Raw genomic sequence first — 24,902 nt, 5'->3', positions numbered from 1 at the left:
GCACCTGTGATTGACGGTCTAAATTTATTTGACTTGGAAAGTAAAATCAATTGGTATGTAGCGGTCTCTGACAAATCCAGAAAGGGCTGCGCTACTTTGACGACTCTTTTGGCTGTACCAACTGAACTAGAGGAACTGCGCGATGACCCGATGTTGCGCAGCAAAGGGACCTATCGGATCGCCCTTTTGATCCCGCTTTGTGGTGCAGCAGGTCTTTGGGCGCCTTCTTGTATCTCTAGTGCGCAGGTCGCCGTCGAGGAGCTAAATCGGGCGAATGGCATCGATGGCCGCAAGGTGCAACTGATCATGATCGACGCCGCCATAGAAGCGAGTATTTCGATCGAAGAGACCGTGAATGATCTGATCGAAACCCAATCGATCGATGCGATTGTCGGCATGCATATCAGTTCTATTCGTCATCGATTAAGCAAGATCGTCCGCCAAAGGGTACCCTATATTTACACGCCACTCTACGAAGGAGGCGAGCGAACGGATGGACTGTTTGCGATTGGTGAAACACCGGATGAACAGCTAGGCCCCGCGTTGACATTTCTGCAAAATGAATATCGGCCCCGAAGCTGGGCATTGATTGGCAACGATTATGTCTGGCCCAGAACCACACATAACTATGCCAAGGTCAAACTGCAGGAGATGTCAGTTGGTTTGGCCTATGAAAAGTACCTTCCTTTTGGCCTGAAAAACATGAACCAGTTCGTGGAAGAGATATCCCGGTCAGGCGCGGAGGCGGTGCTGATCTCTCTGATTGGTCAGGACGCGGTTACGTTTAATCGGGCGTTTGGCAAGGCAAAATTACACAACCGAATGCTCCGATTGTCCTGCGCGCTTGATGAGAATGGTTTGCTGGGATGCGGGGCAAGTAACAGCCAACGCATGTTCGCCGCCGCCTCCTATTTTGGCGGATTGCCAACGGAGGCGAATGCAGCTTTCAAAGAAAAATACTATCGCGTGCACGGAGAGCAGGCGCCGGTCCTGAATACCCTGGGCCAGTCCACCTATGAGGGCGTGCATTTCCTGGCCGGATTGATGCAGCGACACGCGACTGTCTGGCGAGAGCACAGTGTTTGTGCTGCCCTGCCAGTGGTTCATCGCAGTGGTCGCAAACAATTGTCCATCAACAAGAGCGAGCGCGCGCCCATCTATCTAGCACGCGCAGATGGATTGAATTTGGAGGTCATTAAAGAGTTGTAGAACAATAGGTTGATTGCTTTTGATTTCCATTTCAAATAAAAAGCTTGAAATGGAAAATAAATTCCCCCACGCTTTAGCGAAGGAATAGATCGCGGACGCTTGGTCCATTGATCGATCAAATGGGGAGAATTGCCTTGGCTTGGGTAATCACGCTGGTTCTGCTGGTAGTCGTCGCGCTCATCGCGATCTGGTTTCTGCAAAGATACTACGCGAAAGCGACATTGGACTCTGCACTGGTGCGCACCGGTTTCGGGGGGCGCCGTGTTATCACCGATGGCGGCTGTCTGTCCCTTCCCATCCTGCACCAGGTGCAAAAGGTGTCGATGGGAGCGCTGACTTTCAGCGTCAGCCGCGAAGGCCGTGACGCGGTTCTGACCCGGGATAAAATGCGGGCAGATGTGCGGTTCGAATTTGAACTTCGTGTGGCGCCAACAGAGGAAGGCATCGCAACAGCCGCACAGGCATTGGGAGCACGGATCGCGCGCGGCGGTGACACCGTCAAGGATGTCTTCGCGGGATCTCTTGTTGATGCCATTCAACGCGCAGCAGCCGCCCGCACCTTGGAAGACATTCACCTGGATCGGTCTGGCTTTTCCACGGATGTGGCAAAGGCCATTGAAACTCAGGCGGCAAAGCTGGGGCTGACCCTGGTTTCTGCCTCACTCATTGCGGTTGATCAGAGCGACCTTGGTCAATGGAACGAGAACAATGCGTTCAACGCCCAGGGCATGCGGCAATTGGCAGAGCTGGTCGCGGATCAACGCAAGGAACGTATCCGCATCGAAACCGAAGCTGAAGTTGCGGTTCGCGAAAGTCATCTGGCCCAGCATCAACGACAGCTTGAGCTACGCCGCGCTGAACGGGAAGCAGAGATTGCGCAACATGAGCATCTTACCAAGCTCGAAGCGGATGCAAAATCCCGCGAGGAGAGAGCCCGCGATGAGGCAAAGCTCGCCAGCGAAACCACCCGGATCGAGAACGAAAAGCGGGTGAAAGCGACACAGGTAGAAAGCGATGAGGCGCTGCGCAAAGCCGAAATGGCAGCCATCCGCACCCTCGAAGAAGAGAAGATCGAAAACGATATTCTGATTGCCCGTAAACGCGCAGCAGAAGCCGAGGCGCGCGCGGAAGAAGAAGAGGCGCGCGCCAAGGTCATTCTCGCCGCGGAAAATGTTCAGGCACAGAAGGAACGCGCCATTGCAGAGCGCGAGCGAGAAATCGCCCAGCTGAAACAAAGTAAGGAGCTTGAGCTCGAGAGTGCCAAGGTCAAGAGCGATGTCGAAACACTGCTGGAAAAGGCCAAGGCTGAAGCCGCTGCAAAATCCAAAGCCAGCGAAGCTGAACGCATCAGTATGGAGGCCGAAGCCGCTGGCCGTATTGCACTGAACCAGGCTGAGAACACCCTCGGCGATGCGGTGATCCGGATGCGTCTGGAAGAGCGCAAACTCGACCGCCTGCCGGAAATCATGACGCAGATGATGAAGCCGGTGGAGAAGATCGACTCGATCAGGATCAACCAGATTGCAGGGGCCGGCGGCACCCATGGAACTGGCGAAGGCGTTGACGGAGCTTTTGGGGCGGCCATGGATCAGATCCTTGGAATGGCCGTGCGACTGCCCGCAATGAAACAGATGGGTGAGGAAATCGGCCTCGACTTCGACGCCAATCTGGCAGGCCGCACTGCCGATTACGCCAACCGGATCAAAGAAAAACCCAAAATCGACAAGTGACGGGAAAACCGTCCGGGACCAACAGGAATGACATTAGGGAGGGAACTGATATGTCACTGAACCGACGCAACTTTCTGGCCAGCACAGCGGCTCTTGCCGGGGCTTCGATGCTACCTCGCGTGGCGATGGCCGCAGACACGATCAAGCTAGGTTCGATCCTAGACACCTCTGGCATTTTTGATGCCTACGGCAAGCCGATGGACATGGCCATGCGGCTCGCGGTGGCGGAGATCAACGCAGCCGGTGGCCTCCTAGGTAAGCAGGTTGAGGTCGTGGCATATGACACGCAATCTGACATGGCGCTTTATTCGCAATATGGCCAGCAGCTGGCACGCCAGAACAAGGTGGATGTGGTGCATGGTGGCATTCTCTCGGCCTCGCGCGAGGCAATCCGCCAGACCATGCGCAAGACCAAGACGCCCTATTTCTACAATGTGCTCTACGAAGGCGGCGTTTGCGATCGGAACATCTTTATCAATGGGGTCACACCTGCCCAGCAGGTTGAGGCGCTGGTGCCCTACGCCATGGCTAAGTCTGGTAAAAAGGTCTATATCCTTGCGGCCGACTACAACTATGGTCAGATCACCGCACGCTGGATCCAAAAATTTGTAGCCGACAATGGCGGCGAAACTGTGGGTGTCGATTTCTTCCCGCTGGATGTCAGCGACTTTGGTTCCACTATCGCCAAAATCCAGTCCGTTGGCCCCGATCTGGTGATTGCACCGCTGGTAGGTGGCGCGCATCTCTCCTTCTTCCGTCAATGGGCCGCTGCCGGCATGAAAGACCGCATTGCCCTAGCCTCAACCACACTGGGTGTCGGGAACGAACACAAGGTTCTGACCCCGGAAGAAGGCAACGGCATCATGGTCGCATACAACTACAGCCAAGAGCTCGATACCCCAGCCAACAAGGCCTTCAAAGACAGATGGGCTGCGGCCTATGGCGACAGCAATCTGATACATGAAACCGCAGTATCAACCTATCAAGGCGTGCTGACCTGGGCCGAAGCCTTGCGTCAGGCGGGGTCTATGGATCGCGATGCCCTGATCGCAGCGCTGGAATCCGGTCTCTCGGTCGAGGGTCCGGCAGGCAGGATCACGGTTGATCCAAAAACGCACCATGCGGTTCTTGATGTCCATATCATGGAATTCGAAAACCAAGGCATGAAGGTGATCGAGACGCTGCCACAGCGCCAGCCAATCGATACGCAGGCCGTCTGCGATCTCTCCGCCAACCCGAATGACAACACGCAGTATGAAATCGAAATCTGATCAAAGTCAGCTTTCGGCGGGGCGGCATCTACGCCCCGCGCGCCCCTGATCGGGCCATCTGTCTTTCCAACGGAAACACATACTCATGGACTTAACCGTCATCATTCTTGTCGAAATGCTCTACGCAGTCGCCTCGCTGATCCTCATCAGCGCGGGCCTTGCGGTTGTGTTCGGCATGATGAAAGTGATCAACCTCGCCCATGGTGAATTCATGATGATGGGCGGATACGCAACCATTACTGCGGTCAACCTGGGTGTGAACATCTTTCTGGCCATGCTGGTGATTGCACCAATTATCGTGGGGCTTATCGGGCTGGTGGTCGAGCGGCTGGTGATCCGCCATCTATATGGACGGCTGGTCGATACGATGCTGGCAACCTGGGGTTTGAGCCTATTCTTCATTGGCCTCGCCACGATGATCTTTGGCAATACAACTACCGGAATCTCTACGCCAATCCCCGGCTTTGCCATCGGGAACTACCAGATCAACGGCTACAACTTCTTTATTATCGTGGTCGCAGTTCTCTTGCTGGTTGGGATGCTAACGATCCTGAAATCCACCCGTGCCGGCCTGATCGCACGGGGTGCGATGCAGCGCTCGGACATGGCAGCAGCCCTGGGCTACAGCCCTGATCGCATCTACATGGCGACCTTCTTTTGCGGCTCTGCGCTATCAGGATTGGCTGGCGCTGTCCTGGCACCTTTGGTTGGCCTCGTGCCGACTTCGGGTGGTGCCTATATCGCCAAAGCTTTCATCACCGTCATTGCTGGTGGGCCGTCCTTGATCGCTGGCCTCTTCTCCAGCGCCGGTTTCTTCGGGATCGTGAACCAGGTTTTCACCTTCGCGATTTCCCCGGTGATCGGAGAGGTAGCACTGCTTTTGGCCGCCGTTGTCCTGCTACGCCTGCTGCCGCAAGGCATCACCACCAAGTTTTTCAAAGGGAAGCTTTAGATGCCAGGGAGCCTTTCAAAAGACGCTATCACGATCATCCTTGTCACCGCGATCCTGACCTGGGTTATGCCCCTGATAATCAGCACTTACACGCTCACAGTTTTGATCGTCTACGGGATGCTTGGGCTGAGCCTCGGCCTGATCTGGGGCTTTGGTGGTATCCTCTGCTTTGGCCAGGCCGCGTTCTTCGGGCTGGGCGCCTATACCTACGCCATTGCGGCCATCAACATCGGTGAAAGCACTGTTCCGATGATCCTGGCGGTTCTTGTCCCAGCCGTTTTCGCAGCACTCCTGGGCGCGATGATGTTCTATGGTCGGCTTACAGATGTCTACCTTGGGGTAATTACCCTGGTTGTCACCCTGATCCTGTTCAAGTTCATCAACTCCACCGCTGGGCCACAATATGTGATCGGAGACGCACGCCTTGGCGGATTCAACGGTATCCCCGGCTTTCAGACTTTGAATATCCCCGGTCGCCCAGACGACTACATCTGGGGCGATAGCTATTTCTACGTCTGCGCCATCCTGCTGGCTTTGGTCTTCTTCCTTGTGTCAGCCCTGCTGAGATCAAGCTTTGGCCGTGTCGCAGTTGGTATTCGTGAAAACGAAACCCGGATATCGCTGATGGGCTATGATGTCCGCGCCAGAAAAACCGTTTTGTTTGCCGCCGGAGCCGCCATTGCCGGGCTGGCCGGTGCTCTCTTCGCGAACTGGTCGGAGATTGTAACTCCTAGCCTGTTCTCACTGGGCCAATCGGCTGAGATCATCATTTGGTGCATCGTTGGCGGGCTGGGAACGCGCTTTGGCCCTGTCCTTGGCGCTGCCGGCCTGGCCTATCTGAAGTTCCTTTTGGGGCAGCAGACGATGATTGATAACACTTTGATCACCGGTCTGATCCTGGTTCTCTTTGTTCTCTTCCTGCCAAGGGGCATTGTCCCTGCCCTGGCAAGCCTATGGAAGGTGAGTTTTGGACGCCGCCCCTTGGGACGCATTCCTCAGCATCGTCGTATGAGAAACCGGGAGCGGATCAATGGCTGAAGTTGTTCTGGAAACCCATGGACTTACCATGCGCTTTGGCGGTGTGGTCGCGTCGAACAACGTTGATTTCAAACTGCGTGCGCGGGAGCTGCGTTGTCTGATCGGCCCGAACGGAGCCGGAAAGTCCACCTTCTTTAAATGCGTGACGGGTTTGCAAACCCCGACCGAAGGGGAGGTCATTATGCGCGGGGTGGAAACCACTCATTGGATGCCGCATCAGATTGCCTCGCTTGGGGTCGGCATTAAGACACAGACACCAAATGTCATGGACTCCCTAAGTGTGTTTGAAAACATCTGGCTGGCTGCGCGACGCTTTCACGCCCCTCGGAATGCCAACCGCAAGACCCAGGAAATCATCGAGCGTTTGGCTCTGGGCTCGATTGCGCGGGCGGATCTGGGGCAGTTGGCGCATGGCGAAAGGCAACGTGTCGAGCTTGGCCTTGTCGCGGTTGGTGATCCCTGGCTGGTGCTGCTGGATGAACCGGCAGCAGGTATGAGCGCCGAAGACGTCGAGCGGATGACAGAGATCATCCATGAGCTGAACAAGACCGCAGCGATCATCATCGTCGAGCATGACATGCAGTTCATCCGCTCCATCGCTGAGATGGTGACAGTATTTCACCAAGGAAAAGTACTGATGGAAGATCATGTGGACAGGGTCATGTCCGACCCCACTGTGCGCAACGTCTACCTTGGAAAGAAGGCCTGAGATGAGTGACGACGTGACAGAAATCCTCGAAGTCAAAGGCATCTCAAGCGGCTATGGCAAGGTGCCCATCCTGCACGGGATCGAATTCGCAGTTGCCGAAAACGAAGTTGTGGGCATTTTGGGCCACAACGGCATGGGCAAGACCACCTTGCTGAAAACGCTCATGGGCTTTTTGCCTGCGGGCTCCGGAACGGTTCGGTTCCATGCAACCGACATCACCGGGATGTCACCTTTTGAGCGTGCCGGTTTGGGGTTGGGATATGTTCCGCAAGGGCGTGGTATTTTCCCGCAGCTGACTGTTCGCGACAACTTGCGGTTTGCCTGGCATGAATATGCCGGGGCCTCCGAAAGCGATGTCATGGAAACCGTGCTAGCGGATTTTCCGCGCCTGCGCCCACTGTTGGATCGCGAAGGGGGCGCTCTTTCAGGCGGCGAACAACAACTGCTGGCGCTGGCGCGTTGTCTGATGGGCGACCCCGATTTCCTGCTGTTGGATGAACCCACCGAGGGCATCCAACCTTCAATCATTGAGGAAATGGGTGAAACACTGCTTGCCCTTCGTGAAAGCCGCGGTCTTTCCATTCTGCTTGTGGAGCAGAACTTCGACTTTATTTCCGATCTCTCTGACTGGGTCCTTGTCCTGGAACGTGGTCGCATAACAGGGGAGCTCAGCAAAGCTGACCTGTCTGACCAGGCCAAAGTCGACCAGTTTCTTGGCTTTGGCGCAGCCCGCTCAACCCGAAGACAGGCCAGCAACCACAGCGGACGACCGGGGGCCCAGCCAGCAGCGACAATTCAAACAAAACCTCAGGCAGCAAGCGCAACAGAACCGGCTGCCGCAAGCGTGGTGACAAACATGACCGTAAAACGACCGACACTTTCGCAGATGCGTGATATGGCCAGCCGGTTTGGCATGAACCTGTCAGATGAGGATCTGGAGGAATACCGCGAAATCATCGAGCCCTATATGCAGGCCTATGACCGCCTGGATGCGATGCCGGACTACCTGCCCGAGGTCCGCTATCCGCGCAGCCCTGGCCATTTCCCAACCCAGACCGAAAACACTTTGAACGCATGGTACGTGAAAACCGAAGTGCGCGGCGCACCGGATGGAAAACTGCGCGGCAAACGCATCGCCCTCAAAGACACGATTTGCCTTGCAGGCGTTCCAATGATGAATGGGTCCTCCATCATGGAGGGCTACACGCCCGAGATTGACGCCACAATCGTAACCCGGATGCTGGATGAGGGAGCCGTCATCACTGGCAAGGCCCATTGTGAGAATTTCTGCCTATCGGGGGGCTCGCATACCAATGCCAAGGGACCAATCCATAATCCGTGGAAACGCGGCTACATGGCAGGCGGTTCCTCTGGTGGGTCGGCCGCACTGGTGGCCGCGGGTGAGGTCGATATGGCCATTGCCGGGGATCAAGGCGGATCGATCCGTATTCCCTCGTCAAATTGCGGCGTCTACGGAATGAAACCCACCCATGGGCTGGTGCCCTACACAGGCGCGATGCCGATCGAACAGACCATTGACCACCTTGGTCCGGTGACAAACACTGTGGCCGACAATGCACTCCTGCTGGAGGTGCTGGCCGGTGAAGACGGGTTGGATCCGCGTCAGTACAAACCGACGGTCTATAGCTATACCGAGGCACTGGGACGCGGCGCACATGGAATGCGGATCGGCATTCTGAAAGAGGGCTTCGGGCATGAGAACTCCGAAACCGATGTGGATGCAAAGGTCATGCAGGCCGCAGACCGCTTTCGCGAACTGGGCGCGCGGGTGGAAGAGGTCTCCATTCCCGAGCACTATACCGCCATGGATGCTTGGACAGCGATCACGCTGGAGGGCCTGCAGGACGGCATGATGTGGGGCAATTCCACCGGCACCAACTACCGCGGTCTCTTCCTGCCCTCGATGACCGACCATATGGCGCAATGGCAGGGGCGCGCAGATGAGCTGAGTCATTCGCTTAAGGCCTGCATGTTTGTGGGCGAGCATTTCCAGCGGCAATATCGTGGCAGGTTCTACGGCAAAGGCCAGAATATCATGCGGCTTTGCAACGAACGCTACCTGGCCGCACTGAAACAATATGACCTGCTGCTGATGCCAACACTTCCGATCAAACCACAGCCACACCCGCCTGCTGACTGCTCTCTCAGCCTCTATGTGCAGCGGGCCTTTGAAATGGTTCCCAATACCGCACCCTTCAACGGCGGCCTGCCCGCTATGAACATTCCCTGCGGGCTGAGTGAAGGCCTGCCAATCGGCATGATGCTGGTTGGACCGCACTATGGTGAGATGAAGATTTATCAGGCTGCGGACGCCTTTGAGCAATCGGGCGACTGGCGCAACATGTAAGGGAGGAACGATATGTCAATCCTGAGCGAAAGTCTGGCAGTGCGTATTCCTGACAGGGATGTTGGCAATGAAGCCGATAACAACGTCACGGCCCCGCAAGACGACAAATCCTATGTGCGTGGCCCCACGTCTCCGCCCTTGGCCTATATCACCATACCCCAGCTCTTACGGGAGGCCGTCTCACGATTTGGTCCCAGAGAAGCAGCGGTCTTCCATGACCAGGGCATCCGGATGAGCTACTACGACCTGGACCGCGCGGTTGATGAGCTGGCCTCCGGATTGCTGGCCCTGGGCTTGGAAAAGGGCGATCGGGTCGGCATATGGTCGCCCAACCGTTTTGAATGGGTGCTCACCCAGTTTGCCACTGCTCGGGTTGGGCTTATTCTGGTGAATATCAACCCGGCCTACCGCCTGGGTGAGCTGGAGTACGCCTTGAACAAGGTTGGCTGCAGAGCCTTGATCGCGGCCAAGGCGTTTAAATCCTCCGACTACGCGGGCATGATCCGCACTCTCGCGCCCGAGCTTGAGAGCTGCGCCCCGGGACATCTGCGCGCGGCAAAGCTGCCGCATCTGCGCAGTGTCATCATCATGGATGATCAACCGGGCAACGGCACCTATTCGTTCGAAGCACTTCGCAAACTTGGTGGCCCGGCGCAGCAGCTACGGATCCCGGAAATCGACAAAACCCTTGGGCCTGATGATGCCATCAACATCCAGTTCACCTCTGGAACGACCGGGATGCCAAAAGGCGCCACGCTCTCGCACTACAACATCGTCAATAACGCGCGCTATGTGACCGACCGTATTGGCCTGACGGAGACGGATCGATTGGCTATCCCTGTCCCGCTTTATCACTGCTTTGGCATGGTGATGGGGGTCCTCGGCGTGGTCAGCAAAGGGGCGACAATGATCTTCCCCGGCGAAGGTTTTGATGCGGGGCAAACACTTGACGCGCTGGCAAAAGAGCGATGCACCGCCCTCTATGGTGTGCCAACCATGTTTGTTGCGATGCTAGAACAGCTGGGAAAAAACCCGCGTGATCTCTCTCATATGCGCACCGGCATTATGGCCGGGGCCCCCTGCCCCGTAGAGGTCATGCAGCGTGTGAACACGGATATGAACATGCAAGAGGTCACAATTTGCTATGGCATGACCGAGACCTCACCTGTTTCTTTCCAGAGTTTTGTCAACGATCCTACTGACAAACGCTGCGAAACGGTGGGCCGCGTTCACCCACACCTTGAAGTCAAGATCATCGATCAGGACGGCCAAATAGTGCCTGTCGGACAGCAGGGTGAGCTGTGCACCCGGGGTTATTCGGTCATGAAGGGATATTGGGAAGACGTGAAAAAAACCGGCGAAAGCACTGTCGATGGCTGGATGCATACAGGCGATCTGGCCGTTTTCGACAAAGAAGGTTTCTGCTCCATCGTGGGTCGTGTGAAGGACATGATTATCCGTGGCGGTGAAAACATCTATCCCCGTGAGATCGAAGAATACCTGATGCGACATCCAAAGGTCAGCGATGTTCAGGTCTTTGGTATTCCCGATGAGACCTTTGGTGAGGAGGTCTGCGCCTGGGCAATCGCCAAACCCGGCATGGATCTGACCGAAGAGGAGCTTCGCAACGCGCTAAACGGACAGATTGCCCACTTTAAGATACCGCGCCATTTCCGGATTGTTGACGAATTGCCCATGACAATTACCGGAAAGCCTCAGAAGTTTGTGATGCGAGACAAAATGATGGAAATACTTGGATAGCCCCACGTTCTGGCTACCGACCCGCAGGAGGTCATAGCCCCGCAAAGCAAAAGGGTCCCCTTACTCAGCGCCCGCCTCCATCCCTGTTGGGGGCGTGATGGGTGTGCTTCAAAGCAATGCAAATCCAAAGATACCCCCCAAAGGATACCCCTTTGGGATTATATGCTCTTTCTCATGGGCTTTGTACCCTCTCTTCGGAAGGTTGAAACACAATTTCGGTCCCTTGGAGCGCTGCGGCACATCCCCATTCCGCATCGGATGCGGTTTCCTGTTCAGCTCTTTTTTGCGCTGTTGGGCCGCGCGGCGCCTGCCTAGGGACCCAGAATTTGCAGGAGAGAAACATGGTTGAATACACGCGTGAGGATTGGCAGGCGCGCGCTGCAGCGTTGCGGCTTCGTAATCAGGCTTTTATCGACGGGGCCTTTGTCAATTCCGTATCCGGCAAGGTCTTTGAAAGTATAAACCCGGCAAATGGCGCTGTTCTGACCTCCGTTGCAGAATGCGATGCAGCCGATGTCGATCTGGCGGTCTCCGTGGCGCGCAGGGCGTTTGAAGACGGTCGCTGGTCACGCATGGCACCAGGAGATCGAAAAGCGGTGATGCTGAAATTGGCAGACCTGATCCGGGCCAATCTGGAAGAGATGGCACTTTTGGACAGTCTGGACATGGGGAAGCTGGTCTCTGATGCGGTGACCATCGATGCGCCTGGCTCGGCGCATTTCTTTCAGTGGTATGCAGAAACGATCGACAAAATCTATGACGAGGTTGCGCCGACGGGTCCCGGTGATCTGGCCCTGGTCAAACGGGTGCCTCTGGGGGTTGTGGGGGCCGTTACCCCGTGGAATTTCCCGCTTGATATGGCCACCTGGAAAGCTGCCGCAGCGCTGGCAGCTGGCAATTCCGTTGTGTTGAAACCGGCGGAACAATCGCCGCTGTCAGCGCTGCGGCTGGCGGAGCTTGCCAGTGAGGCCGGGGTGCCCGATGGGGTATTCAACGTTGTGCCCGGCTATGGGGCAACCGCAGGCAAGGCCCTGGGACTGCACATGGATGTGGATTGCCTCGCCTTCACTGGTTCCACCGGGATTGGCAAGATGTTCATGCAATATGCCGGCCAATCCAACCTGAAACAGGTCTGGCCCGAAACCGGCGGCAAAAGTCCGAACCTGATCTTTGCCGATTGCGAAGATCTGGAAGCCGCGGCGGATATGGCCGCCTTTGGCATCTTCTTCAATCAGGGTGAGGTTTGTTCAGCCAATTCCCGCATCTATGTGGAACGCAGCATAGCGCAGGAATTTACCGACAAGATAATCGCCCGCGCCCAGGCGATGCAACCGGGCGACCCACTGGATCCCGCCTCCAAGATGGGGGCCATTGTCAGCGAACGTCAGCTGGACGGCATCATGAGCTTTATCGAAGCAGGCAGGAAAACCGCAACCCTGGCCGAGGGCGGCAATCGTGTCACCGTGGGGGGCAAAGGGTATTTCGTGCAGCCCACAGTGTTCTGCGATGTCGATCATTCCGACCCGCTGGCACGGGATGAGATCTTTGGGCCCGTGGTTTCGATCATTCCTTTCGACAGCGAAGAAGAGGCGGTCCGCATGGCCAATGACTCGATTTACGGGCTGGCGGCCTCAGTCTGGACCGACAACCTCAGCCGGGCGCACCGGGTGGCAGAGAACCTGATGGCCGGCACCGTATCGGTGAACACCATGGATGCGCTTTCGGCGCAGACACCCTTTGGCGGTATGAAGCAATCCGGCTTTGGCCGCGATCTCTCGCTGCACAGCTTTGACAAATACACAGCGCTGAAAACCACCTGGATCAAGTATAGGACGTGATCTGCGCGACGGCGGGCGGTGCCATCGCCCTGCCCTTCCCTGCCAAAGTAAAAAAAGCGGCCGCAGATACTTCTGCGGCCGTTTTCAGTTGGGGTCTTCAGGAGAGTTACTTCTTCAGATTGGTCCAGATCTTGTCATAAACAGCCTGAGTTTCAGCGTTGCAGACCTCAATAAAGACGGGCGCACCAGCCGAAACAGGTGGATTGCCTTCGGGCAGTTTCGCCAATTCCGGGTCGACAAAATCCGCCACGCCATTCACTCCGGAGGCATAGCGAGCATAGTTGGACACGGCGGCAATGTTTTCAGGCTCCAGCAGGAAATCCATGAACTTCAGCGCGTTCTCGCGGTTGGGCGCATCTTTCAGCAGCACCACGTTGTCCATCCAGACCACATAGCCCTGCACCGGGAAGGCATATTCCACATTGGCGCCTTCTTCACGCGCCTTGGCAGAGAAGCCATCATAGATCTGGCCAACGGCAGCATCGCCGGACACCAGCACTTCTTTTGCGGTGTCGGAGTTGAACGAAGCCCAATTCGCCTTGGCCGCTGTCAGCATCGCGTTGAGGTCTTTCAGCTGGGTGCGGTCATTTGAACATTGCTCCATCCCCAGATGCAGCGAGGCCATCGCCATGACTTCGCCCTGGCTGTCCAGCATGTTGATCTTGCCGGCCAGCTCTGCCGGTGGGTTGAACAGGATATCGGTAGTATTGATATCACCCTGATAAACGTCGCGGTTCACCGCAAAAGAGGTTGAGCCCCACTGATAAGGAATGGAATGCGTACGACCTCGGTCAAAACTGGGATCGGCCCATTCTCTGGCAATATTGCCTTTGTTGGCCAGCTCGCCGTCTGCAATCGTGTCCAGCAGACCTTCGCCCGCCATGATCTTGACCATGTAGTCACCGGGCACAGCCAGATCATAGGTGCCAATGGCGCCTGCCTTCAGCGAGGCCAGCATCGACTCATTTGAGTCATAGGTGTCCATGGTGACGTTGATGCCGGTCTCGGCGGTGAACTTGTCCAAAAGCTCCTGCGGAATGTATTCAAACCAGTGGTACAGCACCAGATTGCCTTCGGCGCTTGCGCTGGTGGCACCCAGGCTCAGGGCCAGGGCAGCGGTGCTGATCTTCATGAGGTTTTTCATTGTCTTCTCCCTGTGTTGTTCACTTTGTGTTGTCGGATTTGCTGACGAGGTAGCTGATCGTCACCATCAGCACCGAGACCCCAAGCAGCATGGTGGAAATCGCCATGATGTTGGGCTTGATGCCTTGCTTGACCGAACCGAAGATTGCGGTGGGCAGGGTCTCTACCCCGGCGCCTTTGACGAAATTGGTGATGATGAAATCATCCAGACTGACGATAAAGGCGAGGATGAAACCGGATATGATGCCGGGCATCATCAGCGGCAGCAGGATCTTGGTGAAGGCCTGCCGCTTGGTCGCATAGAGATCCATCGCGGCCTGCTCATAGCTGTCCTCGATCCCCTGCATCCGGGCCGAGATCGGCAGGTAGGCAAAGGGGATGCAAAAGGCAGTATGGGCCAAGAGAATGGTCATGGTGCCCCGGTCAAAGCCGATGGAATTAAAGAAGATCAGCGTGGCCACAGCGGTAACGATTTCCGGCACCATCAGCGGCAGGCTGATCAGACCAAAGGAGAGTGCGCGCAGGCGAAACTTGCCACCCCGCACCATGCCGGTGGCGGCCAGCGTGGCGATTGTGGTGGCGAGGGTTGCCGCCACAATGGCGATGACAAAACTGTTGAAGGCTGCTGACTTGAACTTTTCGCTTTCCGGTCCGGTAAAGACATCCGCGTACCAGTGGAACGAGGCCCCCTCCCAGGTGGTGATCGAATTGGAAGCGTTGAAGCTGTAGATCGTCACCACCACCAAGGGGGCGTAGAGTATGAAGAGGCACAGCAGGGTAATGCTCTTGAAACCGCGATAAGATTTGATGTCGAACCTGGTGGATTTTGCAGCAGCCATCCCTTAGCCCTCCGTCTTTTCAGCGCGGGCCTGCTGGCGCGCATAGATGAGCAGGAGGATCAGAACCATGGTCATCAGGATCATCGAAGCGGCGGCCCCAAAGGGCCAATTGCCCGCATTGCCCTTGAACTGTTCCTCAATGAGGGAGCCAATCATGAAGTTCTTGGCACCCCCCAGGAGATCCGGCGCCAGAAAGGACCCCATCGAAGGGACAAAGACGAGGATACAACCGGCAATCACACCGGGTTTCACCGCAGGCAGCAGGATACGCCGTAGCGTGACCCATTTGCTGGCATAGAGGTCCGCCGCCGCTTCGCTGAGCGAGAAATTGTAACGCTCCACCGCCGCATAGATCGGCAGCACCATGAAGGGCAGGTAAGAGTAGAACAGCCCCAGTTGCACTGCAAAATTGGTGTTCACGATATGCAGCGGGCTGTCGATCAAACCGATGCTGATCAAGAGGTCATTGAAGGGCCCCTGATCGCGCAGGAGAAACTTCATCGAGACCGTCCGGATCAGCAGGTTCACCCAATAGGGAATGGTGATCAGGAAAACCCAAAGCGGGCGAGAATGCTCTGGCCTTGTGGCGATGAAATAGGCGGTTGGAAAGCCAATCGCCAGGCTGAGGAGTGTCGCCGCTCCGGCCTGCCAGATGGAGCGCCAGAAGATCAAAATGTAAGTCCATTCGATCTTGGGCGCTTCATCGCCAAACAATCCGCGATCAAAGAAGAATTGATCATAGGCTGCGAGGGAAAACTCCCAGATCACCCCACCGCGAAATTCCTTGGTCAGGAAGGAATAGACCAGCATCATGCTGACCGGTGCCAGAACCAGAATGCTGAGGGTGAGCCAGGCCGGCATCAACAGCCAGGTCCGGGACTCCTTGTAGGTGTCGGTGGTTGCGCTGCCGCCGCTTGCTGCACCCGCCGCCATCAGTCCACCAGGAGGCGCGCGGCCCCCAGCTCCATATTGATGAACATCTCGGTGCCCGGTTCAAAGATGCGCTTGTTGCCGCGGTCGGAATTTGAGGTGCGCACGATGAAATCCGGCCCTTCGTCGAGGGCAACGATGGTGGAGATATCAGTGCCGACAAAGATGTTCTCTTTGACCCTTCCATGCAGGCTTTCGCCTTCGGCCGGCTGGTCGGACATGAACAGGCGTTCGGGACGGATCGACATATGCACATTTGAGCCAACCCCGATACCCGCGACTTCATTGCAAGTCAGCTCATGCCCGCCACCCAGATGGCAAATCGCCCTGCCCGCTTCGATCTTGTCGACAGAAACCTCCAGCAGATTGGTTTCGCCAATGAAATCCGCAACGAACATGTTGTGCGGGCGCTCATAGATATCGACCGGAGACCCCAGCTGCTGCAGCTCACCGGCAGACATCACCGCGATGCGGTCCGACATCGTCAGGGCTTCTTCCTGGTCGTGTGTCACAAAAATAAAGGTGATCCCGGTTTCGCGCTGCAGATGCTTCAGCTCCAGCTGCATCGCCTTGCGCAGCTTCAGATCCAGCGCCGACAGGGGTTCATCCAGCAGGAGAACCTTTGGCTGCGGTGCAAGTGCGCGGGCAAGCGCTACGCGCTGCTGCTGCCCGCCAGAGAGCTGTGATGGCTTGCGTGCCGCAAATTGCGACAGTTGCACCAGTTCGAGCATCTCACCCGCGCGTTTGCGCGCGTCAGCCTTGGAGCTGCCGCGCATCTCTAGCCCGAAGGCCACATTGTCGAGAATGGTCATATGGGGAAACAGCGCGTAGTTCTGAAACACCGTGTTCACCGGACGCTGATTGGGCGGCAGGTTCTCGATTTCATCCCCGTAAAGATAGATCCCGCCTTGGGTCACATCCTCAAACCCTGCAATCATCCGCAACAGAGTGGTCTTGCCGCAGCCCGAGGGGCCGAGCAGCGTGAAAAACTCATTATCCATGATGGAAAGCGAGATTTGCTTGAGGGCCGTGAAATCGCCATAGCGTTTCACCGCATTTCGCACATCAATTGCGATTTCCCGGTCTAGTGGCACGTGCGCCTCCCTGTTGCGAAGTCCTGGTTTTCACCCTGTTTCTTGCTGATCCGCATCATTCCGCCGCCAATTCTGTGATTTCGCGGCGGAAGGGCAGAGCATCACCAATGTCATCCCCGTCCAGCTCGCGTGCGTAGCGATGGCCTGCATAGGTGGCCCAGGCGATGGGGCCTGCGGCCTCTGCATCGCCAAAGATCTTGACGGATTTGATGCCCGCATCCGCCCATTCAGCCGCGCGCGCTTTTAGCGCGCTGAAGACGCTGTCATTGCCAATGCGCGAGGCCACCATGACCACCGCATCTGCTGCATAGGGCTGGGTCGCCCCGGTATAGGTGCAGTTGCTTTCAACATGATCAGCGGCAATCCGGGTGACCCCCCGGTTGAGCACGATCTCAACGCCCATCTCAGCAAGGCGCGCGTGAATGGTGGCCTGTTCCAGCGTATTGTTGGTCCAGTCGGACACATAGGCCGCAGGGGTGATGAGGGTCACCTTGGCGCCCGCCTTGACCAGCAGCTCTGCCAGAACCCCACCCATGTAGTAGTGATCATCATCATAGATCACCACAGAGCCCACCGGCACTCGGCCTGCCATCAGATCATCAGGCGTATAGATCTTTGCGCCAGTGTCGATGGGCATCGGCACCACATGCTGGCGGCTGACCCCGTCGCGACGCCAGGTGGCGCCGGTGGCTATGGCGATGTTTTCAAAACCGAATTCCAGGATACTTTCGGCATCCAGCGCGCTGTCGAGGTAGATATCGACATTGGCTCGTTGCTGCAGTTGGTATTCACGGTAGTCCACGACGCGGCCCCAGGCTGACAGGCCCGGAAGTGTGCGTTCTTGCGTGACACGCCCGCCGATTTCCGTCTTGGCCTCAGCGATGGCAACATCATAGCCGCGGCGGCTCAGCGCCCAGGCGGCCTCGAGCCCGGCGGGGCCTGACCCCACCACCAGAATATTGGAGCTGTCGCCCTTTTTGTTCATGATTTCGGGATGCCAGCCCTTGCGCCATTCCTCCATAAAGGTGGGATTCTGGGTGCAGCGGCTGATCGACATGGTCATGTCGCCGGTGATGCAGATATTGCAGCCAATGCACTCGCGAATGTCTTCCACCCGGCCTTCCTCGATCTTGCGAGGGATAAAGGGATCGGCAATCGAGGGCCGGGCGCAGCCGATCATATCCAGGGTGCCGGATTTGATCATCCGCGCCATGACATCTGGCGAGGTGAAGCGCCCTACCCCAACAATGGGCTTGTCGGTGAGGTCATGAATGCCCCGCACCAGCTGTTCCTGCGCTGCTTCTTCGGTAAAACGCGACGGCCCGGAGCAATCCTCCCAGGCGCCCTGCGCCAGATCCCAGATATCGGGCAGGTTGCGGTTCATCTCGACGAATTCCCGCACTTCCTGGTTAGAGAAGCCAAGATCGCCGATGCTCTCATCCAGTGAAACCCGCAGGGCGATGGCGATCTTGTCGCCCACCGCATCGCGGATATCGGCGATCACCTCATTGGCAAAACGCGAGCGGTTTTCCAAGCTGCCGCCATATTCGTCTGTACGGTGATTGGTGGCACGGCTGAGGAAGTGTTGGAAGATGCCAAACCCATGCGCCCCATAGAGGTTGATCAGATCAAAGCCCGCTTCCTTGGAGCGTTTGGCGGCATTCACGAACCAGCGGCGCAGATCCTTGATCTCACTCTTGGACAACGCGCGCGCCTGCACCGGATCATTGGTGAAGGTGCGTATCGGCAGGGCCGAAGGCGCAAGCGGCACTTCTTTGGTATAGAGGTTCGGCCCGTTGATACCGGAATAGGCCAACTGAATACCCGCCAGGGCGCCATGGGTTTTCATCTTTTCCGACATCCGGCGCAGTTGCGGGATGTCCTTGTCTTCCCAAAGGCGCAGCTCGATGAACGGAGTGATTTCCGAGGTATGATGCATCTCGCATTGTTCGGTAAAGATCACCCCCCAGCCGCCTTCGGCCTTGATGCCACGCATGGCTGCTGCCGCCGAAGGGTCGCGATAGCCGCCGCCATTGCAGTGCGGCACCTGATAGAAGCGGTTCTTGGCCGTGTGGGGGCCGATCTGGATCGGCTCAAAGAGGATATCGTAGCGTGGCTCGCGCAAGGCTCGCTCCTTTGGAATTTGATGTGCTGGGCAGCGGATACAGGGGGCGGGTCACAGACCGGCGGCAACTTCGAGAATGGCCTCTCGCAGGATCGCTTCGACCCGGTCGATCATCGCGTGATCCATGATCAGAGTTGGCGACAGGATCAGCACATTGCCCAGCGGACGCGCGATCAAACCACGCCGCTGACAGGCCTGGGCGACCCTGAGGCCGACCTGGAGATCTGCATCAAAACTCTCTTTGCTGGCGCGGTCGCGGGTGAATTCGATGCCCATCATGAAATGACTGCCGCGCACTTCTCCGACGATTTCAATGTCAGACAACCCGCGCAGCTTCTCTTCAAAATAACCGCCGGTAGTGCGGACGCGCTGCGGGATCTCTTCGCGTTCCATGATCGCGATATTGGCCAGACCCGCAGCGGTGGCGGCTGGGTGACCGGAATAGGTCATGCCATGCAGAAACATGCCGTCCGGCCCCGAGACCACATCATGGATCTCGTCCGAGACAATAGTGGCCGAGAGCGGCTGATAGCCCGAGGTGAGCCCCTTGGCGGTGGTGATGATATCCGGCACCATGCCAAAGACATCCTCAGAGGCAAAGAAATGCCCCAACCGGCCAAAGGCGGTGACCACTTCGTCAGCGATGTATTTGATATCGTTGGCCTGGCAGATCTCCCAGGCGCGCTTGTGATAGCCTGCGGGCGCGGTGACAACACCGCCAGCACCCTGGATGGGCTCAGCAATGAAGGCGCAGATGTTTTCGGCCCCGATACGCTCGATACTGCCGCTCAGATCCTCCATCAAGGCATCGAGGAACTCCGCTTCCGAGGCCCCTGCCCCTTCGCGCCAGAAATGCGGTGAATGCAAGTGATGAACCAGTTCGCGCGCGCAGTGCCAACCTTCGGAATAAAGCGGCGTGGTCATCGCCATCGCCAGATGGGTGGAGCCGTGATAGGCGCCTTGGCGCGACAGCACCATCTTCTTTTCCGGGCGGCCTTTGCGGATATTGTAGTGATGCAGCATCCGGATCGCGCTGTCGTTAGCAACGGACCCTGAATTGCCAAAATGCACCGCATTCAGATGGCCGGGCGCCAGTTCAACCACCTTGGCTGCCAGAGCCGCAGCGGTGGGATGGGTAAAATTGTAGAAGGTCGAATAATAGTCCAGTGTTTGCAGCTGTTCAGTAATAGCCGCGATCATCTCTGGATGGCCGTGACCGATGTTGACACACCAAAGCCCGCCGATACCGTCGATCAACTCCGTTCCCGCATTGTCGTAGACATAGGCCCCCTTGGCCTTGCTGATCACCGTGCGTGCCCCCTGCGCCTTCAACCCGTTCAGATCGGCAAAGGACTGGATCAGATGGTCATCCTGCAAGAGAATATCATGGGTATCTTTTGCCATATTGAAGCCTTCTCGCAGTAGCCCGCCAAGCGGGGCGGTAACAGAGGTTCGGTCGGCGGCTTGTCATGTGTGAGCTGCAGTTTTATACCAACCATATTGGGCACCAATGGTATTATTGCGACAATGGGGGGTATATACCTCTGGGGGGGTATAGAGGTGGAGCAGCTAGGTACAGAGAAAGCACAGGCCTTGGCCCAGACGATCACAAATGTGGGAACACCTGCTTTTGAGGCCAGTTTGGATACCTGGCTGGGGGTGAGCTACAAGATCGACAACGTGACGATGATCGCTTTCTTTGATGATCGTAGGCCAGAGGTGTTCTACTCGCGGGCCAGGGATCGAAGGGTTTTCGAAAAGCTAGACAGCGACTATGTGCGCGGGGTCTATCTGTTGGATCCGGCCTATGCCTTGCATGCGGATCGCGCCGATGAAGATCTGTATCGGCTCTATGATATTGCGCCCGATCAATTTCAGCGAAACGAGTATTACGCCACCTATTACCGGCGCACCACATTGATCGATGAGATGATCTACTTCGTACGTCCCTCCCCCGGGGTTTCGGTTATGGTCTGCGTTGGTCGGGATGCCAGTTCCGGGCGAAAATTCTCCGCCCATATGTTTGAAAAGCTCCGCACCAGCGCGCCCATCGTTCTGGCCTTGGCGAAACGCCACTGGGGAAACCTGCGCTCCGCAGAACCCCAGAGTGAACCGCAAGTGGCTGAATTGCTTCGCGAAAGAGTAAGGCAGGACAAGGGTATTGCGCTGAGTCCACGACAATCCGAGATCGCCTTTCTGATCCTGCAGGGGCATTCCTCGGTATCGATCGGTCTGCTTTTGGGTATCAGCCCACAAACCGTCAAAGTGATCCGCAAACAGCTCTATCGCAAATGCGAGATTTCCTCTCAAGCGGAGCTGTTTTCCCTGCTCACCCCATTTTTGCTGAGTATGTAGGTCAAGGACCGAAACTACCAGATGGCCACCTGAGGGCATTTGCCAACTATCGGTTTAGTTGCACAAATCGGGTGAAGCGGTCTTCCCCTTTTTCCCCTGAGAGGCTTGCCCTACGGGCTCAGTGACGGACATGCCAAGCCCTGTGAAACGGTTTAGCACGACAATGCTGTTTTGGACCTATACGATCTGTCGGTGGACGTCTGCCGCCGTGCGGCATGATCCTGTCGCTTCACAGATTGCACCCAAACGTCAGAAAACGATCCCCGGAACGTTTTCTAACCTTCCTCTTATCTCGACACGGCGGCGGCACTCAGACCATCTGGGGTAAACCAGATTGATCGCGCCCCAAGTCGCTGCAAGCTGTCATTGTAAGCCGACCAGTTCGTCGTCTTGTACTTCCTAGGGGCCCAACTGCTCATATGCTCAAGCTAGAATACTGGAGTCGCGAGATGAATCCCTCAACTCATTTATGTAAAAAAGCCGCTTGCAGCATGCATTCAGCCCGGGCACCTTTAATTGCATCAAAGATCCGTAATGGTGCCCTCAAAGACCTCAGCAGAAAGCCCAATGGTTTCTGAAAGCGTTGGATGTGGGTGGACCGTCAGGGCGATGTCCTCAGCGTCCGCACCCATTTCAATCGCAAGGGAAACTTCGGCAATCAGATCCCCTGCGCCCTGCCCCACGATACCCGCTCCCAGCACACGTTTGCTACTGGGGTCAAAGATCAGTTTGGTCAGCCCTTCGTCGCGCCCCATGGACAGGGACCGCCCCGAAGCCATCCAGGGAAAGACTGCTTTCTTGATGGCAATGCCCTGCACTTTGGCTTCGCTCTCTGTCAGTCCGACCCAGGCGATTTCCGGATCACAGTAGGCAACTGAAGGGATCACCGCCGCATCAAACGCGGCCTTCTGCCCGGCGATGACCTCTGCTGCGACATGGCCTTCGTGTACGGCCTTATGTGCCAACATTGGTTGGCCGACGACATCGCCAATAGCAAAGATATGCGGCACATTGCTCCGCATCTGGCGATCAACAGCAATGAACCCAAGGTCATCGACAGCGACGCCTGCCGCTTCAGCTGCCAATCTGGTCCCATTGGGTTTGCGCCCAACAGCCACAAGGATCTTGTCAAAGCTCTCCTGGAAACTGTCGCCGCCTTTTTCGAAGGTAACCAGCAGCCCCTCCTCCTGCGCGTCCACTGCCGTTACACGCGTTGTAAGGTGGATGTTTTTGAACTTGGTCGAGATGCGCTTCATCAATGGGGCGACAATATCCTTGTCCGCACCAGGAATGATCTGAGGCATCATTTCAACCACCGAGACCTCTGCGCCAAAACGCTGGTAGACCTGCCCCAGTTCCATACCGATAATTCCGCCACCCAAAACCAACATTCGGGCAGGAATATCTTCCAGCGCTAGGGCACCGGTGCTGTCGATGACACGGGGATCTTCAGGCAAGAATGGCAGACGCACGGGGCTGGAGCCCGCAGCAATGATTGCATGCTTGAAGCCAATGGTCTTCTCACCATCGGGTATTGTGACACTCAGCTGATGCGAGCCGGAGAACCGGCCAGTGCCTTGGATCACCGTTACTTTGCGCTTTTTCGCCAATCCGTCCAGCCCGCCGGTCAGACGCGCCACAATGCTCTCTTTTCGGGCACGAACCTTTTCCAGATCGAACTGTGCTGTACCAAAATCAACGCCATGGGCGGCAAGATCCTCTGCCTCATCCATGACTTTTGCAACATGCAGCAGTGCTTTGGATGGGATACAGCCGACATTCAGGCAAACACCGCCCAGGTTTGCCCCACTATCAACTAGGGCTACAGATTGCCCAAGGTCTGCCGCACGGAAGGCCGCGCTATAGCCGCCAGGGCCTGCGCCAATGACAACGGTATCAAACATCTGGTCGCTGTTGTCTGCAACTGGTGCCGGTGCTGCTGCAGGTTTTTGCGAGCTGAGCGCCGCTTCCTGCGCTACCCCTTGCGACGGTTCAATCCGCATCACAAGAGAGCCTTGGCTTACAGTGTCACCTTCTGCGACCAGAATCTCGGACACGGTCCCAGCAAATGGAGCTGGTATATCTAAAGTGGCCTTATCACTTTCAAGCAGCAAAATCGGGTCATCTATGGCAACGGTATCGCCCACCGCCACGTTGATTTCGATCACCGGCACATCGCTAAAGTCGCCAATATCGGGGATTTCCACATTCATAGTCATGATCTGTCTCCGTTACAGGCTGATACGCCTAAAATCCTGCAAGATTGCCTGCACAGATTTCAGGAAGCGTGCGGCGGCCACACCATCAACAACGCGGTGATCCCAACTCAAACTCATGGGTTGGATAAGCCGTGGCTGAAAGGCATCGCCATCCCAAACCGGTTGGATCGAAGAGCGCACCATGCCGAGAATAGCCACCTCTGGCGCGTTGATGATCGGTGTGAAATTATCGCCGCCAATTCCGCCGAGGGAAGAGATTGTGAACGTCCCACCCTGCATGTCTGCAGATTTCAGTTTTCTGTCACGCGCCTGTTGCGCCAAGGAGGCCATTTCCCGGGAAATCTCAGAGAGACTCTTCTGGTCTGCGTCCTTGATTACCGGAACCACCAACCCATCTGGCGTATCTGCGGCCACACCAATGTGGTAATAGTCCTTCATCACCAGTTCATCGCCATCAAGCGAACTGTTGAAGGTCCGGTGTTGTTTCAATGCGGCGACCACAGCTTTTACAACAAACGCCAGAATGGTCATTTTTGACCCGTCTTTCGCTTCGCTGTTCACCTGTTTGCGGAAGGCTTCCAGATCCGTGATGTCGGCGCTTTCAAAGTTGGTCACATGCGGGATGATGACCGAATTGCGCGCAAGGCTAGGGCCCGAGATTTTGGCGATACGTGAAAGTTTCTGGCGGGAGGTTGGACCAAATTTGGCAAAATCCACCTGCGGCCAGACGGGCAGCTCCAGGCCAAGCCCGGTGCCAGAGGGTGCGGTTTTTGGCGATTGAAGCGCCGTCTTCACAAAACCTGCAACATCTTCGCGAGTCACACGCCCTTTGACACCGCTACCGGAAACCTGACTGATATCGACCCCTAGTTCACGGGCAAATTTTCGGATCGACGGGGAAGCATAGACCATATTGTCCGCAGTCGGCCCGGGCAGCGGAGTGGCCACTGGAACAGTTGGTTGTTCCGCAGGCGCTACCGGTGCAACTGCTGTTTTTGTTTCAGCAGCGGGTACTCCAATTTCTGGCTCCACTGCAGGTGCAGGAGCAGCAGCTGCGCTTTCATCTGCGGCATCACTGGTAACCTCAAGCCGGGCGACAAGATCCCCCTTTGAGACTGTGTCCCCCTCTGCCAGCAAAAGCTCGATCAGCTTGCCACCCTGTTCCGCTGGTACATCCAGCGTCGCCTTATCGCTTTCCAGCACCATGATCGTGTCATCTTCGGCAATTGTATCACCAACCGAAATGGGAATTTCAATCACCGGGACATCGTTGAAATCGCCAATATCGGGCACACGCAGTTCAATTGTATTTGTCATGATC

General features: G+C 56.5%; 18 protein-coding genes. 10 read left to right on the top strand and 8 right to left on the bottom strand.

Annotated elements, in window-relative coordinates; translation table 11 throughout:
- The first annotated feature begins 6 nt into the window (after nt 1–6).
- The 9 genes from RSK20926_RS16470 (at nt 7) to RSK20926_RS16430 (ending at nt 12,876) form a co-directional block, all read left to right on the top strand.
- A complete protein-coding gene (locus tag RSK20926_RS16470; RefSeq protein ID WP_232281918.1) occupies nt 7–1,209 on the top strand; it encodes a substrate-binding domain-containing protein in 1,203 nt (400 codons plus the stop codon).
- Nucleotides 1,210–1,343: 134 nt separating this feature from the next.
- Complete coding sequence (locus RSK20926_RS16465) at nt 1,344–2,939, top strand: flotillin family protein (protein WP_037255436.1); 1,596 nt, start codon at nt 1,344–1,346, stop codon at nt 2,937–2,939.
- A gap of 50 nt (nt 2,940–2,989) precedes the next feature.
- Nucleotides 2,990–4,210 (top strand): urea ABC transporter substrate-binding protein, encoded by a 1,221-nt coding sequence (locus tag RSK20926_RS16460; RefSeq protein ID WP_008208423.1) that lies wholly within the window; start codon nt 2,990–2,992, stop codon nt 4,208–4,210.
- A gap of 85 nt (nt 4,211–4,295) precedes the next feature.
- Complete coding sequence (locus RSK20926_RS16455) at nt 4,296–5,162, top strand: branched-chain amino acid ABC transporter permease (RefSeq protein ID WP_008208421.1); 867 nt, start codon at nt 4,296–4,298, stop codon at nt 5,160–5,162.
- Nucleotides 5,163–6,200: a branched-chain amino acid ABC transporter permease gene (locus tag RSK20926_RS16450; RefSeq protein WP_008208419.1), complete on the top strand. Its 1,038-nt coding sequence runs from the start codon at nt 5,163–5,165 to the stop codon at nt 6,198–6,200.
- On the top strand, nt 6,193–6,909 hold the full coding sequence (locus RSK20926_RS16445) for an ABC transporter ATP-binding protein (protein WP_008208418.1): 717 nt from the start codon (nt 6,193–6,195) through the stop codon (nt 6,907–6,909). Before RSK20926_RS16450 ends, RSK20926_RS16445 begins: the two co-directional genes overlap by 8 nt.
- A 1-nt stretch (nt 6,910) precedes the next feature.
- On the top strand, nt 6,911–9,277 hold the full coding sequence (locus RSK20926_RS22580) for an amidase (protein WP_008208417.1): 2,367 nt from the start codon (nt 6,911–6,913) through the stop codon (nt 9,275–9,277).
- Between the two features lie 12 nt (nt 9,278–9,289).
- Nucleotides 9,290–11,038 (top strand): AMP-binding protein, encoded by a 1,749-nt coding sequence (locus tag RSK20926_RS16435; protein ID WP_008208416.1) that lies wholly within the window; start codon nt 9,290–9,292, stop codon nt 11,036–11,038.
- Between the two features lie 341 nt (nt 11,039–11,379).
- Complete coding sequence (locus RSK20926_RS16430) at nt 11,380–12,876, top strand: aldehyde dehydrogenase (RefSeq protein WP_008208414.1); 1,497 nt, start codon at nt 11,380–11,382, stop codon at nt 12,874–12,876.
- A 106-nt stretch (nt 12,877–12,982) separates the two neighbouring features.
- Here RSK20926_RS16430 and RSK20926_RS16425 read toward each other — a convergent pair whose 3' ends face one another.
- Genes RSK20926_RS16425 through RSK20926_RS16400 form a run of 6 tightly spaced genes read right to left on the bottom strand, consistent with a single transcriptional unit; the run spans nt 12,983 to nt 20,411 of the window.
- Nucleotides 12,983–14,020, bottom strand: coding sequence for an extracellular solute-binding protein (locus RSK20926_RS16425; protein WP_008208412.1), 1,038 nt, complete (start codon nt 14,018–14,020; stop codon nt 12,983–12,985).
- Between the two features lie 19 nt (nt 14,021–14,039).
- Entirely contained in the window at nt 14,040–14,858 is an 819-nt protein-coding gene (locus RSK20926_RS16420; RefSeq protein WP_008208411.1) for an ABC transporter permease, read from the bottom strand.
- A 3-nt stretch (nt 14,859–14,861) separates the two neighbouring features.
- On the bottom strand, nt 14,862–15,791 hold the full coding sequence (locus RSK20926_RS16415) for an ABC transporter permease (RefSeq protein WP_008208409.1): 930 nt from the start codon (nt 15,789–15,791) through the stop codon (nt 14,862–14,864).
- Nucleotides 15,791–16,882, bottom strand: a complete 1,092-nt coding sequence (locus tag RSK20926_RS16410; RefSeq protein WP_008208408.1) for an ABC transporter ATP-binding protein — start codon at nt 16,880–16,882, stop codon at nt 15,791–15,793. The genes RSK20926_RS16415 and RSK20926_RS16410 overlap by 1 nt, the downstream gene beginning before the upstream one ends.
- A 55-nt stretch (nt 16,883–16,937) precedes the next feature.
- Nucleotides 16,938–19,007, bottom strand: coding sequence for an oxidoreductase (locus tag RSK20926_RS16405; protein WP_008208405.1), 2,070 nt, complete (start codon nt 19,005–19,007; stop codon nt 16,938–16,940).
- A 51-nt stretch (nt 19,008–19,058) separates the two neighbouring features.
- Nucleotides 19,059–20,411: an aminotransferase class III-fold pyridoxal phosphate-dependent enzyme gene (locus RSK20926_RS16400; RefSeq protein WP_008208403.1), complete on the bottom strand. Its 1,353-nt coding sequence runs from the start codon at nt 20,409–20,411 to the stop codon at nt 19,059–19,061.
- A 123-nt stretch (nt 20,412–20,534) separates the two neighbouring features.
- Here RSK20926_RS16400 and RSK20926_RS16395 point away from each other — a divergent pair, with 123 nt between their 5' ends.
- The gene (locus RSK20926_RS16395; protein ID WP_157133159.1) at nt 20,535–21,362 is read left to right on the top strand and encodes a helix-turn-helix transcriptional regulator; all 828 of its coding nucleotides are present in this window, start codon (nt 20,535–20,537) and stop codon (nt 21,360–21,362) included.
- Between the two features lie 521 nt (nt 21,363–21,883).
- On the opposite strand, the gene lpdA is transcribed toward RSK20926_RS16395, so the two are convergent.
- Both lpdA and RSK20926_RS16385 read right to left on the bottom strand, forming a co-directional pair.
- A complete protein-coding gene (gene lpdA, locus RSK20926_RS16390; protein WP_037255433.1) occupies nt 21,884–23,581 on the bottom strand; it encodes a dihydrolipoyl dehydrogenase in 1,698 nt (565 codons plus the stop codon).
- A 12-nt stretch (nt 23,582–23,593) separates the two neighbouring features.
- On the bottom strand, nt 23,594–24,898 hold the full coding sequence (locus RSK20926_RS16385) for a 2-oxo acid dehydrogenase subunit E2 (protein WP_008208398.1): 1,305 nt from the start codon (nt 24,896–24,898) through the stop codon (nt 23,594–23,596).
- Nucleotides 24,899–24,902: the final 4 nt, after the last annotated feature.

This window comes from Roseobacter sp. SK209-2-6 (assembly GCF_000169455.1).
In the GTDB taxonomy this organism is placed as follows: Bacteria; Pseudomonadota; Alphaproteobacteria; order Rhodobacterales; family Rhodobacteraceae; genus Pseudophaeobacter.
The sequence above is the reverse complement of the archived record's forward strand: the minus strand, read 5'-3'. Positions and strand labels throughout refer to the sequence as shown.

What these genes read in the sequence shown, in the direction of transcription:
- RSK20926_RS16460 (WP_008208423.1), top strand. Translation starts at nt 2,990, where the DNA reads ATGTCACTGAACCGACGCAACTTTCTGGCCAGCACAGCGGCTCTTGCC.
- RSK20926_RS16455 (WP_008208421.1), top strand. Translation starts at nt 4,296, where the DNA reads ATGGACTTAACCGTCATCATTCTTGTCGAAATGCTCTACGCAGTCGCC.
- RSK20926_RS16450 (WP_008208419.1), top strand. Translation starts at nt 5,163, where the DNA reads ATGCCAGGGAGCCTTTCAAAAGACGCTATCACGATCATCCTTGTCACC.
- RSK20926_RS16445 (WP_008208418.1), top strand. Translation starts at nt 6,193, where the DNA reads ATGGCTGAAGTTGTTCTGGAAACCCATGGACTTACCATGCGCTTTGGC.
- RSK20926_RS22580 (WP_008208417.1), top strand. Translation starts at nt 6,911, where the DNA reads ATGAGTGACGACGTGACAGAAATCCTCGAAGTCAAAGGCATCTCAAGC.
- RSK20926_RS16435 (WP_008208416.1), top strand. Translation starts at nt 9,290, where the DNA reads ATGTCAATCCTGAGCGAAAGTCTGGCAGTGCGTATTCCTGACAGGGAT.
- RSK20926_RS16430 (WP_008208414.1), top strand. Translation starts at nt 11,380, where the DNA reads ATGGTTGAATACACGCGTGAGGATTGGCAGGCGCGCGCTGCAGCGTTG.
- RSK20926_RS16425 (WP_008208412.1), bottom strand. Translation starts at nt 14,020, where the DNA reads ATGAAAAACCTCATGAAGATCAGCACCGCTGCCCTGGCCCTGAGCCTG.
- RSK20926_RS16420 (WP_008208411.1), bottom strand. Translation starts at nt 14,858, where the DNA reads ATGGCTGCTGCAAAATCCACCAGGTTCGACATCAAATCTTATCGCGGT.
- RSK20926_RS16415 (WP_008208409.1), bottom strand. Translation starts at nt 15,791, where the DNA reads ATGGCGGCGGGTGCAGCAAGCGGCGGCAGCGCAACCACCGACACCTAC.
- RSK20926_RS16400 (WP_008208403.1), bottom strand. Translation starts at nt 20,411, where the DNA reads ATGGCAAAAGATACCCATGATATTCTCTTGCAGGATGACCATCTGATC.
- RSK20926_RS16395 (WP_157133159.1), top strand. Translation starts at nt 20,535, where the DNA reads ATGGGGGGTATATACCTCTGGGGGGGTATAGAGGTGGAGCAGCTAGGT.
- lpdA (WP_037255433.1), bottom strand. Translation starts at nt 23,581, where the DNA reads ATGACTATGAATGTGGAAATCCCCGATATTGGCGACTTTAGCGATGTG.
- RSK20926_RS16385 (WP_008208398.1), bottom strand. Translation starts at nt 24,898, where the DNA reads ATGACAAATACAATTGAACTGCGTGTGCCCGATATTGGCGATTTCAAC.